The organism is Streptomyces sp. NPDC039430 (assembly GCF_055639435.1).
Genome location: NZ_JBVKAK010000009.1, coordinates 107,603 through 125,385, shown reverse-complemented (window position 1 = coordinate 125,385; position 17,783 = coordinate 107,603). Strand labels below are relative to the sequence as shown.

At 71.7% G+C, this 17,783-nt stretch carries 13 protein-coding genes, 1 tRNA gene, 1 other RNA gene and 1 pseudogene; 8 read left to right on the top strand and 8 right to left on the bottom strand.

Features of this window, described 5'->3' with window-relative positions:
* Nucleotides 1-30: 30 nt before the first annotated feature.
* Both ACZ7LS_RS23015 and ACZ7LS_RS23010 read right to left on the bottom strand, forming a co-directional pair.
* Nucleotides 31-1,104 carry an LAETG motif-containing sortase-dependent surface protein gene (locus ACZ7LS_RS23015; RefSeq protein ID WP_385130655.1) on the bottom strand — a complete coding sequence of 358 codons (1,074 nt, stop codon included), beginning with the start codon at nt 1,102-1,104 and terminating at the stop codon, nt 31-33.
* Between the two features lie 286 nt (nt 1,105-1,390).
* A complete protein-coding gene (locus tag ACZ7LS_RS23010; protein ID WP_382529733.1) occupies nt 1,391-1,846 on the bottom strand; it encodes an NUDIX domain-containing protein in 456 nt (151 codons plus the stop codon).
* 233 nt (nt 1,847-2,079) lie between these two features.
* On the opposite strand from ACZ7LS_RS23010, the gene ACZ7LS_RS23005 reads away from it, so the two are divergent.
* A complete protein-coding gene (locus ACZ7LS_RS23005) occupies nt 2,080-3,045 on the top strand; it encodes a helix-turn-helix domain-containing protein (RefSeq protein ID WP_385130653.1) in 966 nt (321 codons plus the stop codon).
* Nucleotides 3,042-3,884 (top strand): helix-turn-helix domain-containing protein, encoded by an 843-nt coding sequence (locus ACZ7LS_RS23000; protein ID WP_385130651.1) that lies wholly within the window; start codon nt 3,042-3,044, stop codon nt 3,882-3,884. The genes ACZ7LS_RS23005 and ACZ7LS_RS23000 overlap by 4 nt, the downstream gene beginning before the upstream one ends.
* Before the next feature lie 99 nt (nt 3,885-3,983).
* Here ACZ7LS_RS23000 and ACZ7LS_RS22995 read toward each other — a convergent pair whose 3' ends face one another.
* The 5 genes from ACZ7LS_RS22995 to ACZ7LS_RS22975 all read right to left on the bottom strand — a co-directional run bounded on the left by ACZ7LS_RS22995 (nt 3,984) and on the right by ACZ7LS_RS22975 (nt 8,900).
* Nucleotides 3,984-4,907, bottom strand: a complete 924-nt coding sequence (locus ACZ7LS_RS22995; RefSeq protein WP_382872180.1) for an SDR family NAD(P)-dependent oxidoreductase — start codon at nt 4,905-4,907, stop codon at nt 3,984-3,986.
* Nucleotides 4,908-4,959: 52 nt separating this feature from the next.
* Nucleotides 4,960-5,910 (bottom strand): SDR family NAD(P)-dependent oxidoreductase, encoded by a 951-nt coding sequence (locus tag ACZ7LS_RS22990; protein ID WP_382529723.1) that lies wholly within the window; start codon nt 5,908-5,910, stop codon nt 4,960-4,962.
* A 362-nt stretch (nt 5,911-6,272) separates the two neighbouring features.
* On the bottom strand, nt 6,273-7,280 hold the full coding sequence (locus ACZ7LS_RS22985; RefSeq protein ID WP_385130649.1) for an NAD(P)/FAD-dependent oxidoreductase: 1,008 nt from the start codon (nt 7,278-7,280) through the stop codon (nt 6,273-6,275).
* Between the two features lie 105 nt (nt 7,281-7,385).
* Complete coding sequence (locus ACZ7LS_RS22980; protein WP_469450013.1) at nt 7,386-8,303, bottom strand: HNH endonuclease; 918 nt, start codon at nt 8,301-8,303, stop codon at nt 7,386-7,388.
* Between the two features lie 129 nt (nt 8,304-8,432).
* A complete protein-coding gene (locus tag ACZ7LS_RS22975) occupies nt 8,433-8,900 on the bottom strand; it encodes a hypothetical protein (protein ID WP_385130644.1) in 468 nt (155 codons plus the stop codon).
* A 53-nt stretch (nt 8,901-8,953) separates the two neighbouring features.
* Here ACZ7LS_RS22975 and ACZ7LS_RS22970 point away from each other — a divergent pair, with 53 nt between their 5' ends.
* A complete protein-coding gene (locus tag ACZ7LS_RS22970; protein WP_385130641.1) occupies nt 8,954-9,247 on the top strand; it encodes a hypothetical protein in 294 nt (97 codons plus the stop codon).
* Nucleotides 9,248-9,393: 146 nt separating this feature from the next.
* Here ACZ7LS_RS22970 and ACZ7LS_RS22965 read toward each other — a convergent pair.
* Nucleotides 9,394-9,481: transfer RNA gene (locus ACZ7LS_RS22965), tRNA-Ser, on the bottom strand.
* Nucleotides 9,482-9,553: 72 nt separating this feature from the next.
* On the opposite strand from ACZ7LS_RS22965, the gene ffs reads away from it, so the two are divergent.
* The 5 genes and pseudogenes from ffs to ACZ7LS_RS22940 all read left to right on the top strand — a co-directional run bounded on the left by ffs (nt 9,554) and on the right by ACZ7LS_RS22940 (nt 17,681).
* Nucleotides 9,554-9,652, top strand: an RNA gene (ffs, locus tag ACZ7LS_RS22960) — signal recognition particle sRNA small type.
* Nucleotides 9,653-9,703: 51 nt separating this feature from the next.
* Nucleotides 9,704-12,136 carry a DNA polymerase III subunit gamma and tau gene (locus tag ACZ7LS_RS22955; RefSeq protein ID WP_385130638.1) on the top strand — a complete coding sequence of 811 codons (2,433 nt, stop codon included), beginning with the start codon at nt 9,704-9,706 and terminating at the stop codon, nt 12,134-12,136.
* 83 nt (nt 12,137-12,219) lie between these two features.
* Nucleotides 12,220-13,470 (top strand): annotated as a pseudogene (gene purD / locus ACZ7LS_RS22950) (phosphoribosylamine--glycine ligase); the annotation flags it as partial.
* A 449-nt stretch (nt 13,471-13,919) separates the two neighbouring features.
* A complete protein-coding gene (locus ACZ7LS_RS22945; protein WP_385130635.1) occupies nt 13,920-15,833 on the top strand; it encodes a M48 family metalloprotease in 1,914 nt (637 codons plus the stop codon).
* Nucleotides 15,834-16,145: 312 nt separating this feature from the next.
* Nucleotides 16,146-17,681 carry a N,N-dimethylformamidase beta subunit family domain-containing protein gene (locus ACZ7LS_RS22940; RefSeq protein WP_385130632.1) on the top strand — a complete coding sequence of 512 codons (1,536 nt, stop codon included), beginning with the start codon at nt 16,146-16,148 and terminating at the stop codon, nt 17,679-17,681.
* Nucleotides 17,682-17,783 lie beyond the last annotated feature (102 nt).

Below are 17,783 nucleotides of genomic sequence, written 5' to 3'. Positions count from 1 at the left end.
AGCGCGCCCGCCGCCTATGAGGCCGCGCGACTACGCGGCGGATCCGGCCCGACGACGACGCACGGCGAACACGGCCCCGGCACCCATGACGACCGCGGCTCCGCCGATGGCGGCGGTGGTCGGCATGGCGTTCGACGAGCCGGTCTCGGCGAGCGAGCCGCTGAGCGGAATCGCGTCGAGCCCGCCCTGCGGCGCGGGCTGGTTCCCACCGCCGGGCTCACCGTGGACGCCCTCGCCCTTGGTGTCGCCGCCCTTGATGTCCTCCACCGCGCCGGGCTTGCCCTCGGAGTCCACCACCTTGCCGGGTTCGCTGCCGGAGGCGAGGATCGTGAAGTCGAACTGGCTGATGTCGTCGAAGCCGCACTGTCCGTCTTCGCCGTACGAGTGGCCGATGGTGAAGAAGTAGCCGGTGCCGGCCTTGGCCTTCTCGCCGACCTTGACGCGCATCTCGGCGTCCGCGTACTCGCCCGGTGCGAGGGTCTTGACGGTGGCGAACTCCTCGTTGTCCAGGACGTCGGCGCCCTCGCCCTCGATGGCCTTCCACTGTCCGGTGGCGGAGTTGAACCACTCGACGGTGACGCCCAGTTGGGCGATGTCGTCGATCTCCGGGTCGCCGGTGCCGAGGTAGAGGGAGATGTCGGTCTCCATCACCTTGATCGTGGATACGTTGGTCACGCGGTAGACGAAGTCGTGCCAGCCCGACCCGGCGACGATCGTGCCCGGGAGCCCGCGCAGCGACGTCTTGCCGCGCTCCTCGTCCGGGATGCCGGAGCAGAACGTCGGGCGCGTATACGTCGGAGACGGCTCGGCGCCCAGCTTCGCGGCCGACCGCGCAGCGGCCGGAACGGCCACCGCGGCGGGAATCGCCCCGTCGGCCGACTGCTCGGGGGCCGTCTCCGGGGCCGTCGCGGGCGCGGACGGCGCGGGGGCGGACGATGCGGGCGCGGGGGACGCGGTGGACGCGGGCGCCGGGGAAGCCGATGCGGGGGGCGCGCCGTCGGCCGGAGTGTCGCCCGTCGCGTACGCGGCCGGGGCCACGAACAGGGCTATGGGGCCGATGACAGCCGTGACGGCTGCGGTCGCCAGAACGCGGTGGAGCTTCATAGAACCCTTCCGTTGGAGAGGAAGACCGCGACGCGGCCATACGTGCGTACACCGGTGTGATCGGCCGGACCGCCAGAAGGTTGCGAGTCAGCCGGGCGTTGCCTTTGTGATCCCCCTCACGGCACCTGCGCGCGGCTCCGAAGGCGCGGCCGCGGTCGCCACTGCCGCACTCGCCACTGCCGCACTCGCCACCACCACCGCCTTCGCCGCACAGCCCGCCGCGGAGGGGGTGGCGGCGGCTCTCTGAAGCCCTCCGACGAGGCGACCGGTGCCGGTGCCCCCTGCGTCAGGCGGCCGCTTCCGGCGTCGTTCCATGCTCAAGGTAGGCGGTCACGCCGCCGGCGCGGGCCTCGATGCCGGCGGTGATACGGCGTACGAGGCGGGGAATGGTGAGTTCCGGCAACTCTCCGATGCCGTGGAAGGCATAGCCGCGAATCTCGTTGGCCTGGAGCGCGATGCGCTGACACTCGTCCGCCGTGAGGCGGCCTCCGTCGAAGAGATAGAGGACCTTGTCGCCCTCTCCCGGGTTCGGCGCCCAGTCCACGACCAGCAGGCGGCCGATGGCGGGCTTGATGCCCAGCTCCTCGTGGACTTCGCGCACGCAGGCCTGCCGGGGCGACTCCCCCCGCTCGACGTATCCACCAGGGATGTCGCGGTAGTCCTTGTACGAGGGTTCGACGAGCAGGACTCGACCGGCGTCATCGAAGAAGAGGGCGCCGGCGGCCATACGAGGGCGGGCCATCCTCGCTTCGTGCTCGTGCTCGTGCTCGCTCACGGGGCGGACTCTAGCCGCCGCTGACGCCCGGCCCGCGTGCCAGGGCGGGCACGGTGGGCACGGCGGGCCGGTCGCTGTGGCCGCGGTGCTCAAGCCGTGGAGCCGCCCCGGCCGCCCCCGGCCATCCCCCCCCGGGGCTGTCCCCTGGCCCCCGCTCGTCCGGCCGCCCCTTCGCGGTGACCTCGTCTACGGTGGAGGACGTGGCTCCCTCCACCAGTTCCCTCGGCGACTTCCTGCACGCACGGCGGGCCCTCGTGCGGCCCGAGGAGGTGGGTCTCACCGCCTCGCCGCACCGGCGGCTGCCGGGGCTGCGGCGGGAGGAGGTCGCCGCGCTCGCCGGGATCTCCGCCGCGTACTACCTGCGCCTGGAGCGCGGCCGGGACCGGCGCCCCTCACCCGAGGTGACCGACGCGCTCGCCCGCGTCCTGCGTCTCGACGCCGACGCCCGCGTACACCTCCACGCCCTCGCCCGGGGCCGCCCCGCATACCCGGCGCCGTATGCCCCGGAGACCGTCCCCGAGCCCGTACGCCGGCTCGTGCTCAGCCGCACCGACACCCCCGCCTTCGTCCAGGGCCGCTACCACGACGTCCTTGTCGCCAATCCCCTGGCCACCGCGCTCTCGCCCAGCTACCGCACCGGCGTCAACCTGCTGCGTGCCACCTTCCTCAGCGACCGCGTCCGCGTGCTCTACGACGACTGGGACCGCGTCAGCGCCTCCGTCGTCGCTTCCGTGCGCGCCCAGGCGGGACCCGCGCCGACCGATCCGCGCTTCGCCGCACTCATCGCCGAACTCAGGTCGGGCAGCGAGGAGTTCAGACTGCTGTGGGACCGGCACGACGTGCGCCCGCGCACCGCGGGAGGCACCCGCCTTGTCCACCCCACGCTCGGTGTTCTCGACCTCTCGTACGAGAAGCTGAGCCTTCTGCCCGACGAGGGGCAGGTCCTCGTGGTCTACCACGCTGCGCCCGGCAGCCGGGAGGCCGCGCTGCTCGCCTCGCTCGACGTCACGGCCACGCGCTCCGACGTCACCTCTTCACCCTCCGAGGGGCCCTCCTCACCCAGCGACGCCACCTCCGCACTCCCCGAGGGGCCCTCCCCACCCAGCGGCGCCACCTCCTCACTCCCCGAGGCGTCCTTCCCGCCCACCGAGGGGACCTCCTCGTGACCGCCCCGTCGTCGCCCGCGCTCGGCGCCTTCCTGCGCACCCGCCGCGACGCACTCGACCCCGATCGCGCCGGAGTACCGGCCGGCCCCGGCCGCCGCCGCGTGCCGGGCCTGCGCCGCGAGGAACTGGCCGGCCTCGCCGGGATCAGCGCCGACTACTACACCCGCCTCGAACAGGGCCGGGACCGCAACCCCTCACCCGAGATCCTCGACGCGCTCGCCCGTGCCCTGAGCCTCGACCCGGCTGCCACCCGCCACCTGCACCGCCTTGCCGGGCAGCTGCCCGCGGACGACCCGGCCGGCCCCGGCGACGCGGCCGGCCGACTGCCCGCGGGGCTGCGACAACTGCTCACCGTGTGGCGCGACGTTCCGGCGGTCGTGCGGAACGCCTACCTCGACGTGCTCGCCGCCACCCCGCCCGCCACCGCTCTCGCCCCCTTCTACCGCCCCGGTGTCAACCTGCTGCGCGCCGCCTTCCTCGGCGACAGCGTCCGCCGCCGCTACCGCAACGCCCCCGAACTCCTCGCCCGCGCCGTCGCCTCACTGCGCGCCTTCGCCGACGAGGCCCCGGACGATCCGCGCCTGCGAGGCCTGCGCGACGAACTCAGCGCGGCCTCACCGCAGTTCCGCGCGCTCTGGGAGCGGTACGAGGTGAGTCCGCCGCCCGGCGGCACCTTGGAGATCGACCACCCGTCCGTCGGCTTCCTGAGTCTGGGGTACCGGCGCTTCGGCGTTCCGGGCCTGCCCGGCACCCTGCTCGTCGTCCACACCGCGGACCCGGGCACCCCGTCCGCCGCCGCACTGGACCGCCTGGTGCGAGAGGTCACGGCGAGGCCCTGAGGCCCGTCAACTCCTGAGCGAGGCCGACGAAGCCTGAGGGAGCCCGACGAAGCCTGAGCGGATCCCGATGAAGCCCGACTGAGGTCACGTCCCCGGCGCTCACAGGGCGATCAGTTCCTCGGCCGTACGCCACAGCCGTGCCGCGTTCTCCGGGTCGAGGGCGTACGGGGCGACGCCGCCCGACCCGAGGGCCCCGCCGCTCTCGACCACCGGGGACTCCGCGCAGTCCTCGAAGTACCGGCCGCCGACGCCCTCCAGCAGGGGCGACGCGGCGAGCAGGACGCTGGTCGCCGCGCCCTGGGAGACGGTCTTGCGCAGGTGTTCGGGGGTGCGCAGGCCGCCGGTGTGCTGCTGGAGGTTGGTGGCGATGGCGCCCGGGTTGAGGGCGTTGGCGCGGATGCCCTCACCTGACCAGCGCCGGTCCGCGCCGACGGCGAGCAGGATGCCGGCGGTCTTCGACTGCCCGTATGCCGACCAGGGCTCGTACGGCCGGAAGCGGAAGTCGAAGTCGTCGAAGATCACCGGCGACATGAGATGCGCGAGGGAGCTGACGGAGACGACGCGCGCACCCCCGGCGGCGGCGAGCGCCGGGAACAGCCCCAGGGTGAGTGCGAAGTGACCTACGTAGTTCGTGCCGAACTGGAGCTCGCGGCCCTCGGGGGTGCGCGTCAGCTCGGGGAGCGCCATGATTCCCGCGTTGTTGACGAGGATGTGCAGCGGGCCCGTCCAGGCGTCGGTGAAGGCGCGGACGGAGCGCAGATCGGCGAGATCAAGGGCACGGGCGCCGACCCGCGGATTGCCCGTCGTCCGCGTGATCTCGGCGGCTGCCTCGGCGGCGACCGCGGGCCGGCGGGCCGCGAGGACCACCTCGGCACCCGCGGCGGCGAGCGCGCGGGCGGTCTCGGTGCCGAGCCCGGAGGTGGCTCCTGTGACGACGGCCCGCCTGCCGGTCAGGGCGACGCCCTTGAGGACGTCCTCGGTGGTGGAGGAGAAGCCGAAGGGGGTCTGAAGCAGCTGGTTCATGGAAGCGCCCTTGCTTTGGCCGGGTACGGGAGCGGGAAAACGGGCGGGGGGCTCAGGCGCCGACCGCCTTCGCCGACAGGTCCCACAGCCGCGCCGCGTTCTCGGGGTCGAGCGCGTACGGCGCGACGCCGACCGGCTCCGCCTCCTGCTCGACGAGCACGGGGTCGATGACGGGCGCCTCGTTGGAGTTCTGGAAATACCGGCCGCTGACACCGTCGAGCAGCGGGGACGCGGCGACCAGGACCGCGGTGGCGGCCCCTTGGTCCGCACTGCGCCACGGATAGCTGTCGTACACGGCGCGGGCCTCGTCCGGCATGTCCTCGCCGAAGGCGTACTGCTGCAGAGGGGACTTGATCCCGCCGGGCATGAGCGAGTTGGCGGTGATCCCGTCCGCCGCCCAGCGCGTGACGACCTCGGCCGCGAAGAGGACGACGGCCGACTTCGACTGGCCGTAGCCGAGGAAGGGTTCGTACGGCCGCTCACGGAAGTTGATGTCGTCGAACACGACAGGGGAGAAGAGGTGACCGGTCGAACTGACGGCCGCGATCCGGCTGCCCTCGGCGGCAAGCGCGTCGTGCAGTCCGGTGGCGAGAGCGAAGTGGCCGAGGTGGTTGGTGGCGAACTGGCGCTCCCAGCCGTCGGGGGTGAGGTCCAGCTCCGGGAGCGCCATGATTCCCGCGTTGTTGACGAGCATGTGCAGCGGGCCCTCCCAGGCGCGGACGAGGCCGCGCACCGAAACGGGATCACTGAGGTCGAGCGTGACCGCGCTCACGGCCTCGTTGCCGGTGTCCGCCGTGATCCCGGCAGCCGCCTCACGCGCCCGGCCCAGCCCCCGAGCGGCGATCACGACCCGGGCCCCGGCCCGTGCGAGCGCCCGGGCGGTCGCGATCCCGACCCCTGAGGAACCTCCGGTCACCAGCGCGGTACGACCGTGCAGATCAACCCCCGCGAGCACCTCGTCAGCAGTGGACTCACGGTCGAAAGGGGTGGTGAGAAGAGCCATGGAGCATCCTTCAAGTCGTGGTGTGGAACCGGCCCCTCCACCATCCGTCCGCCCCACGACCGGGGCCAGTACTCCACCGAGGGGGGCACCGGCGGGACCACCCCGGGAATAAAACCCGGCCGCCCCGCAACACCCTCACCGCCCCGCACCGGAACAGCGCCTGCCCCGTGGGCGCGAAGGCAACTGTCCCCGCCCAGCCGAGAAGACCGAGCCATACCCCGAACGGCGGAGGGCACGAGATTCGAACTGATGCACGACGGTGGGCGGGGCTGAAATGAGGCGGAAACCGAGACGGGCCGTTGGTAGGTCTCCTCGTCCGGGTGAAGCAGACCGATTCGACGGCGGTGGTGATCCAGACGCTCCTAGAAGCGATCCGGGCGGCAACCTGACAGAGCCGACTCGACGGTTCCGTCGACCAACTCCCGTGCGACCAGGCGGCCCACGGCAGCAGCGAGCGTGACCGCCGAGTGCATCACGGCCAAGTAGAGGCCAGGGACCTCGGCGACCGGGCCGACGATCGGCTCACCGTCGGCCGGCATGGGGCGCACCCCGAGTCGGCTGCTGAGCAGTTCGACGCTCTCGGCGCCATGAAAAGTGGACCGGACGGCGGCAAGGGTTCGTTCGGGCGAGTCCGCGGCGGCAATCAGCCGGCCGGCGGCGACCTGCCGAAGGTCGAAGTCCTCGGTGTTGACGACGGTGCGGACCAGACCGGCCGGGGCGCGGAGCCGGAACAGCGGCGACGGCGACGGTTCGACCGGGACGCGCACTCCGAGCGGCGCGCCCAGCGAGGCCGTGGCAACCCCGGCCGCCAGCACCACCGTCGCACCGGAGATGGGCCCCGTTGCCGTCTCGACCCCGGCAATCCGGCCCGCTGTATCCCGGCGAACCCCGGTGACCGGCGTGTCCAGATGCACCCGGGCTCCATGGGTGCGAGCGGCCGCGACCAGCCGCTCGGTCACGCCCACCGAGTCAACAGCGCCGTCACCCGGCGACCAGACAGCCCACTCCGGAGGCTGCCGAAGGGCGGGCTCAAGCGTCGCCACGGTGGCCGCGTCCACGATCGCCTGCCCGGGCCCGGCGTCCGGCGCGCTGCCCTCCCTGGTCCAGCTCAGCGAGCCGGACCAGGTCACCGGGAGTCCCGGCAACTCGGCCCCGAGCCGGTGGTACTCCGCCGTCGCGGTGGCCCGCAGCCCTGCGGCCGGACCTGTACGCACGCCAGACGCTCCGATCCAGGCGAACGAGTCCGCCGTCACGCCGGCGCCTGGCCGCCCGGCGTCGACCAACGTCACCGCGGCGCCCGCACGGGCAGCGTGATACGCCACCGATGCGCCGACAATGCCGGCGCCGACGACGACCAGGTCCCTACTCACCGGTGGGCTCAACACGTTCACGACCTTAGCGTCCGCAGCATCCGCCCGCGGGGCCCGGTGGGTCGACGCCCGCTGACCGACGACAGTCCTTGGCGACCAGAGTGGTCAGGGCTGTACCGGGCGAGGGCTGTGAACGGGTACTTCCTGGACCGGTGCGTCCCTGCCGCATAGGGCTCGGTGGTATCGCAGGTGCGCTTCGCTTATGTGGTGCTTCGGCAGCTGACGGAGCACACCCGTGTGACTGCCGTCCGCCGTGGAGCGGACGACGCCGTCCGGATCGATGTATATCGCCAACGTGTCGAACTGAACATGGTGGTTGGGGCACAGTACGAGCAGGTTGGCGAGCTCGTCGGGCCCGTTGTGCGGTTGCCCGAGACCACGGATGTGGGCCGCTTCGCTGTACGTGCCGAACCGTTTCGCCAACTGTTTTCCACAGACCTGGCAGTGGTCGGAGTGCATCTCCTTGACTGCCTTGGCCAGTCCGACATCACGCACTATGCGGGACGTGTTCGTGGTGCGGCGAGCGGCAGGACCTTGTTGTTCCTGCTCCTCCGCCAGTGTCTCGATGCCGCTTGCGTTCTCGTAGCCGGCCAGCCCGAGTTGCTCCATCAGATTGTGCTGAGCGAACCCGGCGAAGTAAGTCTCCCGGAGGACGGCGATCGCCTGGCACCGTACGAACGGATCGCTCAACAGACGGTCGGCCTGGCGGATGAACCCCGCTTGGGGCTTGGATCTGTCGAGTGCTGAGACGCTGATCCTGCCCGCCTGATTCGCCGGGAGGCCATCAATGTCCCACAGGCCGCTCGTTCGCAGATGCCAGAATGGGTACTCGGGCGTCGGGGACGACTGGGGGCCGCCGAACTCGATCAATAGCTTGCCCACCTCGTCACGGAACTCCGGCCAGGGAGCAAGTCGCGGCTCTCCTCGGGCGTTTCTCGCAATGGCCCACATCAGGGCCAAGGGCTTGTGCGGGCTGGTGCGTCCCTCCCGTCGGTGAACCTTGAGACTCCTCAGTCTCTTCATGTCGATCCAAGCCCAGTTCAGCAGGTCATCTTCTGCACTCAGGTCGAGGAGGGCCAGTTCATAGCGGAAGTTCGGGAACGTCCGCCCCTTGTCGCTCTGCTCGATCTCTTCGACGTCCTTGATGACCGCCTAGCCGCAGAACTTCACGTATCCCTTGGGAGTCTTGTTGCGCGTGACCGTTGCGAAGACGAGCAGCGGCGCAGCCAAGGTCCGCTCGTGCACGGTCGTCGCTCGATGGCTCGTCCATGCCTTCAGTAGCACCGCGTCCTGCGTCTCGCCCACCGGAACGGTGTGATCGACGCGATGATCCCCAAAGTAGGCAACGCGCCCGTTTCCTAGATCGAACTCGTCGTGCCAGGGCGTCTCGACAGAGCCGGCCTTCCACGGGCTCGAACGTATGAGGATCGCCGGTCGCCGCACGCCCGGTGTGACCTTGACTTCGGCAATCGGGTTGATGCCCTTGCTCAGCTGTATCGGAGCGAGGACCTGTGAAGCTGTGAGGTGGTGGATGTTCGGGTAGCCGCCCATGACTTCGATGGACGGGTCCCTGTTCTGCGAGGACCGCAACACCTCACCGACACGCAACTGGTTGACCACCGAACATCCCCCACCTCACCGCCGTTGTTCAGGTGATTTTGCCAGGCAGGGGGATGGACGACCTTCTGGGCCGCTACTGCCCGGAGCGCAGGCAGATCCGCCGCGAGTGCAGGAAGACCACGTCCCGTGCCGGCCGTCGGACCATCGGACTCTTGAGCCCGCTCATCAAGTTGCTCCGCAAGCACATAGGAGAACAGGCACGAGAGAAGAAGCAAGCCGGTGAGCTGGGGGAGGCGAAGGGGTACGTCCTAGCGCAGCAGGTCGGTGAAGCGCTCCGGGGCCCCGAGCCGGAGGCTGGCGAAGACAGCGGAGCCGACTCGTACGAGGGGCCCTCGGACCTCGGCTGAGACGAAGACTGAGACAGAAGATCACGAACGGCTCACCGCGTCGCCGCCGCATGAAGCTCCGCGCCTTGTCCCGGACCCGCACGCGAAGAAGGCCCTGACCAGTCGAGACTGGTCAGGGCCTTCGTCGTATTGCCCGGTGAGAGCAATGGCGGAGGATACGAGATTCGAACTCGTGAGGGGTTGCCCCCAACACGCTTTCCAAGCGTGCGCCCTAGGCCACTAGGCGAATCCTCCGCGGCAAACAATACAAGACGCCGGGGAGTGCTCGCGAACTCGATCCGGGCCTCCGGGATCGGGTACTGTGTGCGGAGCCCCTCACGTGGCGCTATCTGACTGAACTCCCCCAGGGCCGGAAGGCAGCAAGGGTAGGTTGGCTCTGGCGGGTGCGTGGGGGGCGCTTGCGTTGGGGGTGGTGGTCGGGGGGCTTTGTCGTAGGGGGCGGATATCGTCGTAGGTGTGTCGTCCCTTGCGCTGTACCGCCGTTATCGCCCCGAGTCATTCGCCGAGGTCATCGGGCAGGAGCATGTCACTGACCCGCTGCAGCAGGCCCTGCGGAACAACCGGGTCAATCATGCGTACCTGTTCAGCGGGCCGCGTGGCTGTGGGAAGACGACCAGTGCGCGCATCCTCGCGCGCTGTCTGAACTGTGAGCAGGGGCCGACGCCGACACCGTGCGGTGAGTGCCAGTCCTGCAAGGACCTGGCCAGGAACGGGCCGGGGTCGATCGATGTGATCGAGATCGACGCCGCGTCGCACGGCGGCGTGGACGATGCCCGTGATCTTCGGGAGAAGGCGTTCTTCGGGCCCGCGAGCAGTCGTTACAAGATCTACATCATCGACGAGGCGCACATGGTCACCTCGGCGGGGTTCAACGCCCTGCTGAAGGTGGTCGAGGAGCCGCCGGAGCATCTCAAGTTCATCTTCGCGACCACCGAGCCCGAGAAGGTCATCGGCACGATCAGGTCGCGTACGCACCACTATCCGTTCCGGCTGGTCCCGCCGGGGACGCTGCGCGACTATCTCGGCGAGGTGTGCGGCAAGGAGCGGATCCCGGTCGCGGACGGGGTGTTGCCGCTGGTCGTACGGGCTGGTGGCGGGTCCGTGCGTGACTCGATGTCCGTCATGGACCAGTTGCTCGCGGGCGCCGCCGAGGACGGTGTGACGTACGCCATGGCGACGGCCTTGCTCGGTTATACGGACGGGTCGCTGCTCGACGCGGTGATGGACGCGTTCGCGGCGGGGGACGGGGCCGCGGCGTTCGAGGTCGTGGAGCAGGTCATCGAGGGCGGAAACGACCCGCGGCGCTTTGTCGCCGATCTTCTGGAGCGGCTGCGGGACCTCGTCATTCTGGCCGCCGTGCCGGATGCCGGGGAGAAGGGGCTGATCGACGCTCCCGCCGATGTCGTGGAGCGGATGCAGGCCCAGGCGTCGGTCTTCGGGGCGGCCGAGCTGAGCCGGGCGGCCGACCTGGTCAACACCGGGCTCACGGAAATGCGCGGGGCCACCTCGCCCCGGCTTCAGCTGGAGCTGATCTGCGCGCGGGTGCTGCTGCCCGCGGCCTTCGACGACGAGCGGTCGGTCCAGGCGCGGCTCGACCGGCTGGAGCGGGGGGCGGCCGCCGCCGCCTCGACCGCGGGGGCCGCGTTCTCGGCCGGAGGCCCCGGTCCCGCGACGGGGTACGTCCCCGGGCCCGAGGCGCACGCGCCCGTGCCGCCCGTACCGTCCGCGATGCCAGGACCGGCCGCGCCCCCGTCCGCGCCCGTACCACCGGCCATGCCGCAGGCCCCTGCCATGCCGCGGGCCGTACCGGAGCCCGGCGCTCCGCAGCCTGCCGCGCACACGCCGGCGCCCGGCCCCGCCGCCGAGCCGCAGCGGCCCGGTGCCTGGCCCTCCGCCGCCACGCCCGAGACCGGGGGGCGCCGTCCCGGCGGCTGGCCCACCGCGTCGACCCCTGGACAGGGACAGGGACAGGGCCAAGGGCAAGGACAGGGACCAGCGGGCGCACCGGCGTCGGGTCCCGCGTCCCCGCCGGCCGCCGCTCCTCAGCCCGCTGCCGCTGCCGCTGCCGCCGCGCCGGCCCCCGGTATGACGCAGGGCGCCGGCCAGGTGCGGAACATGTGGCCGGACATCCTGGAGGCGGTGAAGAACCGCCGGCGCTTCACCTGGATCCTGCTCAGCCAGAACGCGCAGGTCGCGGGGTTCGACGGCACGACGCTCCAGGTCGGCTTCATCAACGCGGGCGCCCGTGACAACTTCACGAGCAGCGGCAGCGAGGACGTGCTCAAGCAGGCGCTCTCCGAGCAGTTCCATGTGCAGTGGAAGATCGAGGCGATCGTCGACCCGTCGGGCGGCACCGCCGCGCCCCCGGCGAGCGGAGGCGGAGGAGGCGGTGGCGGTTACGGCGGCCCCGGCCCCGGTGGCGGCTATGGCGTGGGCGGCGGCTACGGCGGAGGTACGGGCGGCGCGGGCACGCCCGGCGCCACCGGCGGGGGGGCGTACGGAGGCGGTGGCGGAGCCGGGAGCGGCGGCGGATACGGAGGTGCCCCCTCCGCCTCGAACGCCGCCCCGGCCACCTCGCAGGCACAGCGCCCCGCCCAGCCCGCGCACGCTTCGCAGTCGTCATCCGCCCCCGCGTCCCAGTCCGCGGCCGGTTCCGGTACGGCGCGGGCCGAGTCGCAGCGCCAGAACGGCCAGAACGGCCAGAACGGACCCGACCGCTCGGACCGGCACGACAACAGACCCGTCGCGCCCGCCAAACCGCCGGTGGCACCGGAGGACGACATTCCGGAGGAGGACGATCCGGACCTCGTCGACTCCGCGCTCTCCGGCCATGAACTGATCGTGCGGGAGCTGGGGGCGACGGTCGTGGAGGAATACACAAACGAATAGCGGTCCGTCATTCGGCGGCCCGTCCAAGGCTCGGCCACGGGCCGCACACGGAGCGGCGCCCTGTCCGGGCTAGGCTGCCCCTCGTGAAGGTCCTTGTCATCGGCGGCGGCGCCCGCGAACACGCCCTGTGCCGCTCTCTCTCCCTCGACCCCGAGGTCACCGCTCTGCACTGCGCGCCCGGCAACGCCGGCATCGCCGAGATCGCCGAGCTGCACCCGGTGGACGCGCTGGACGGTACGGCCGTGGCCGCCCTCGCCACCGAGCTGGAGGCCGGGCTCGTCATCGTCGGGCCCGAGGCCCCGCTGGTGGCCGGGGTCGCCGACGCCGTACGGAGCGCGGGCATCCCCTGCTTCGGCCCGTCCCAGGAGGCGGCCGAGCTGGAGGGTTCCAAGGCCTTCGCCAAGGATGTGATGGCGGCGGCGAACGTTCCGACGGCCCGTAGCTACGTCTGCACCACCCCCGAGCAGATCGACGAAGCGCTGGACGCCTTCGGCCCGCCGTACGTCGTCAAGGACGACGGTCTGGCCGCCGGGAAGGGCGTCGTCGTGACCGCGGATCTCGCCGTGGCGCGCGAGCACGCGCTCGGCTGCGACCGCGTCGTCATCGAGGAGTTCCTCGACGGCCCCGAGGTCTCTCTCTTCGCCATCACCGACGGAGAGACGGTCCTTCCGCTCCAGCCCGCGCAGGACTTCAAGCGCGCCCTCGACAACGACGAGGGCCCCAACACGGGCGGCATGGGCGCGTACTCCCCGCTCCCGTGGGCCGACCCCAAGCTGGTGGACGAGGTCCTGGAGACCGTTCTCCAGCCGACGGTCAACGAACTGCACCGCCGCGGTACGCCCTTCTCGGGGCTGCTGTACGCGGGCCTCGCGATCACCGGACGCGGCGTGCGGGTCATCGAGTTCAACGCACGCTTCGGCGACCCGGAGACGCAGGTGGTCCTGGCCAGGCTCAAGACGCCGCTGGCGCGCGTCCTGCTGGCGGCGGCGGAGGGAGACCTCGCCACGCTGCCCCCGCTGACCTGGCGCGACGACGCGGCGGTCACGGTGGTCGTCGCCTCGCACAACTACCCGGACACCCCGCGCACCGGCGACCCGATCGAGGGTCTCGGCGAGATCGCGGCACAGGATGCCCCCGACGCGTACGTCCTGCACGCCGGCACCCGGCGTGACGGCGACACGGATACGGTCGTGAGCGCCGGTGGCCGCGTGCTGTCGGTGACGGCCACGGGCAAGAACCTGACGCAGGCGAGGGAGCGCGCGTACACGGCGCTGCGCCGTATCCGGCTGGCGGGCTCCCAGCACCGTACGGACATCGCCCGCGAGGCCGCGGAGAACGCCGAGAAGGCTGAGAGCGCGGCGCACGCGGAGAACGCGGAGAACGTCACGGTCGTCGAGGGTGTGGAGACCACGGGAGCCTGATCCCGGGCGCCGTCAGCCCTGGCCCGCTTCGGCCCGCGCCCCGGCCCGCGCCTCACCTCACCTCACCTCACCTCACCTCACCTCACTTCACTTCACTCCGCCCCCGTCCCGGCTCGCCCGGGGCGGGGGCGGGGCTGTCACGGCGTACCCCCTCGCCGCATCCCCGCGCGTCAGCAGCTTTACCCAAGGCCATTCCATCGAGTGACCGTTGGGCCATCCGGATGACGGGTCTCCAGGGTCCAACTAGGGTGCGGCGCAGGCGTTCCGGCACTTGGCCCACCGGCATTGCGATGTCAGTGACGGGTGCCACAGTGGGGGAGTGAGCAACGCAGGCCGCAGGGCAGAGGGGGTGAGGTCCGACCATGTCCGGTTCCGGTATCGGTGAGGAGATGGGTGCTCAGGGCGCCCGTGTACGGGCTCTCGCGGTGCTGCGCATCCGCAGCAGGGCGCTGGGCGTGGCGCTGCTGCCCGCCGCCGTCGCCGTCGTACTGCTCGTCGGCGGGGCCACGGGCCGCATCAGCGGCGGAGGCTGGGACATCGCGCGCTGGGCCGTGACGGGCTTCGCGCTCGTCGTGCTGCTGCTCGCGGGCGCCGTCGCCGCCGTGATCGCCCGCGCCAGGCCCGCTCTCAGCCCGACGGTCCCGGTCAGCGAGAAGGCCGCGCCCGATCTCTACCGGCTGGTGCGCGATCTCGCTGAGCGGCTCGACGTGCCGGCGCCCTCCGCCATAGCCCTGACCCCGGACTGCGACAGCTGGCTGGAGGACCGTACGCATCCGGCGCACGCCGAGGCGCTCTCGGATACGCACGCGGACGCGTATACGCACCCGAGCGCGCTGTCCGGCTTCGGCGGCGGCCGTCGGATCGCCGCCCGGCGGATCGCCGCCGCCCCCGTCCTGGTGATCGGTTCGCCCTTCCTCTGGTGGATGCGGGTCGCCGAGCTGCGGGCCGTGCTCGCCCCTGTCGTGGCGGGTACGGGACCTTCGGCGCATCCGGACATAGCCGCGGCCCGCCGGTTCGTCCGGGGGCTGGACGCGGCGGTCGCCGTCGCGTCCCGGCCTGGGCTGGGACCGATACGCCGAGTGGCGCTGGGCTTTGTCGGCCGGGTCGCCAAGCTGCTGCTGCGCGGCTGCGGCGAGCATGCCGCGCTGATGGAGCGCGGTGTCGCGGCGGCCGCCTCCGAGCGTGCACAGGCTGTGGACTACGGTCTGCGGATCGTCGCCCAGGAGCAGGTGGGCCTCGCGTACGCGGGCTGGGACCGGCTGCTGACCAGGGTCGCGCTGCCCGCGTGGCGGATGGGCCGCTGGCCGTCCCGGCTGGACGCCGGCGTGGTGTCCGCGCTCACGGAGCTGTCCCGTCGCGACCGTCTCGCCGAGGGCTTCGCGTCCCGGCTCGGCGAGCGCCCCGCCTGCGATCTGCTCGAAGAACCGGGCCTGGTCGACGAGGCGGCCTCGCTGCTGGCCGCCCGCCTCTTCCACGGTGGCCCGGCCGAAGCCGGCCCGGACTGGTCCCCGGTGGACTGGCAGCAGTATCCGGAGGAGGTCGTCGACCGTAAGTGGCGTACGGAAGCGGCGCGGCTGCACCGCGTCCTCGACGCCATGGGGGTACGGCGCTCCGCCGACCCCGCGGGCTCCGCCCTGACGCCCGGCCCGACCCTGGAGCGGGTCATCGACCACCTGTCCCGGCACGACGCCGGGACAGACGCCACCAGCGATACCCGTCACGTCAGTGGCAGTGGTGGAAGTGGTGGCAGCGGTGGCAGTGGTGGCTCCAGCGGTACCAGTGCCGTCGAAGGCACGAGACAGGCCAACAACACGAGCAAGACAAGCAACACAAGCAACACAAGCAAGACGAGCAACACGAGCAAGAACAGCGAGGCCATCGACGCCGGCGACGCCCTGGCCGCCGGCATCAGCGCGGAGCTGGCCCGCGAAGAGGCGGCGGCCGCACCGGCCGTCCCGGCCGAGGCCGCGAGCGATGCCCTCGCGCTCTGGGGCACCGACCCGCTGCCCCTCTTCCCGCTCCAGCCGCCCCGCAGCGGCCGTGAGCTGCTCGCCGACCATGTCACGGCGATGGTCTGCTGCTCCGCCGTCGATACGGCGGGTGCCGTGCCCGGCCTCGACTGGCTCGACGGCCCGGCCCTCCTCGTCGACGGCGAGCGCCGCGCGGATCTGGGCGGGCGCGTCCTCAGCCTGGTCGAGGGCGGCGACGCCGAGCCGCTCCGTTCCTGGCTGACGTCGCTCGGCGTACGGGCCGAGAAGCCCGTGCGCCTGGTGTGAGCCCCGCCATATAACGCCACACACCGCCCGGCGCCGGTGGGCGCTGGGCCCGGTGCCGCCCACCCGACCCGCGATCGCGGCTCACCCTTTATCACACCGTGAATCCCGATTGTCGCCTTCCTTTAAGGTTAATTCGCAACGAACGGTGACGGAGCGCGTGCGTAATGTGATGTGCTGGGGGTCGCCGCTTACACCCGACCGCTTCACCGGCCGGATAAACGGTCGTATCACCGGCGCGTCGGTGCTCGCGTCGGCGCATTTGTCAACGGTCGTGCCACCTGATGGCGCGGGGGCTCGGAGGAGGGGCGCACCATGGGGGCGGACCAGATCCGGCGGTGGGAATCGGGCGCGCTCGCCCACGCGGTCAGCGATCCCTTCGGCCAGGGCCCGCTGCCCTGGCTGCGCGGCAGCGAGAACTACTTCGACGACACCGGCCATGTCGTGCCCTGGTACGCCGATCCGCATCTGGGCAGCGGCAGCCAGGGCAACCACGCCGGTAACGGACACGGACACGGACGCGGAAACGGTCACGGTCACCACGGCGGCAGCGCCGGCAGCGGTGGCACCCGTACCGCCGACGACGTACGCCGCCAGATCAAGGGCTTCGCGTCCACCGGCGCCGTCGCCCCCGGCGAGGCCATCGACTTCCATGTCACCGTCGACCCGCCGCAGCAGTTCTCGGTCGACATCTACCGGATCGGGCACTACGGCGGTGACGGCGCCCGCAAGATCATCACCAGCCCCCGGCTCTCCGGGATCGTCCAGCCGCCCCCGCTCGCCGCCGACCGCACCGTCTCCTGCCATCACTGGTGGCTGTCCTGGCGGCTCCAGATCCCAGACTTCTGGGCCCTCGGTGCCTATGTAGCCGTCCTCACCACAGCCGACGGCTACCGCTCCCACATCCCCTTCACGGTCCGCGACAGCCACCCCGCCGATCTGCTCCTGCTCCTCCCCGACATCACCTGGCAGGCCTACAACCTCTACCCCGAGGACGGCCACACCGGCGCCAGCCTCTACCACGCGTGGGACGAGCAGGGCCGGCTCCTCGGCGAGCAGGACGCCGCCATGACGGTCTCCTTCGACCGCCCTTACGCGGGCGCGGGGCTCCCCCTCCATGTCGGCCACGCCTACGACTTCATCCGCTGGGCCGAGCGGTACGGCTACGACCTCGCCTACGCCGACACCCGCGATCTGCACGCGGGCCGCGTCGACCCCAGCCGCTACCGGGGCCTGGTCTTCCCCGGCCATGACGAGTACTGGTCCGTCCCCATGCGCCGGACCGTCGAGGCCGCGCGCGACGGCGGCACCTCACTCGTCTTCCTCTCCGCCAACACCATGTACTGGCAGGTGGAGTTGGGCCCCTCGGCCTCCGGCGTCCCCGACCGCCTGCTCACCTGCCGCAAGCGCCGTGGCCCAGGCCGTCCCGCGCTCTGGCGCGAGGTGGACCGGCCGGAACAGGAACTGCTCGGCATCCAGTACGCGGGCCGGGTCCCCGAGCCGCGCCCCCTGGTCGTAAGGAACGCCGATCACTGGCTCTGGGAAGCCACCGGCGCGACGGAGGGCGACGAGATCGACGGCCTGGTCGCGGGTGAGGCGGACCGTTACTTCCCGCGTACCGCACTCCCCGAGCACCAGGACCGGATCCTGCTCGCGCACTCCCCGTACCGCGATCTCGACAACAGTCGGCGCCACCAGGAGACCTCGCTCTACCGTGCCCCTTCCGGCGCACTCGTCTTCGCGTCGGGGACCTTCGCCTGGTCCCCGGCGCTGGACCGGCCGGGTCATATCGATCCCCGTATCCAGCGCGCGACCGCCAACCTCCTGGACCGGATCTGCAAACGGGACTGACCGCCGGGACTGACCGCCGGGACTGGAACGCTGCGGCTGACCGCCGGACTGAACGCCGGGACCGGGCGTCAGGCCCGAGCACCAGGACCTGGGGGCACGGCG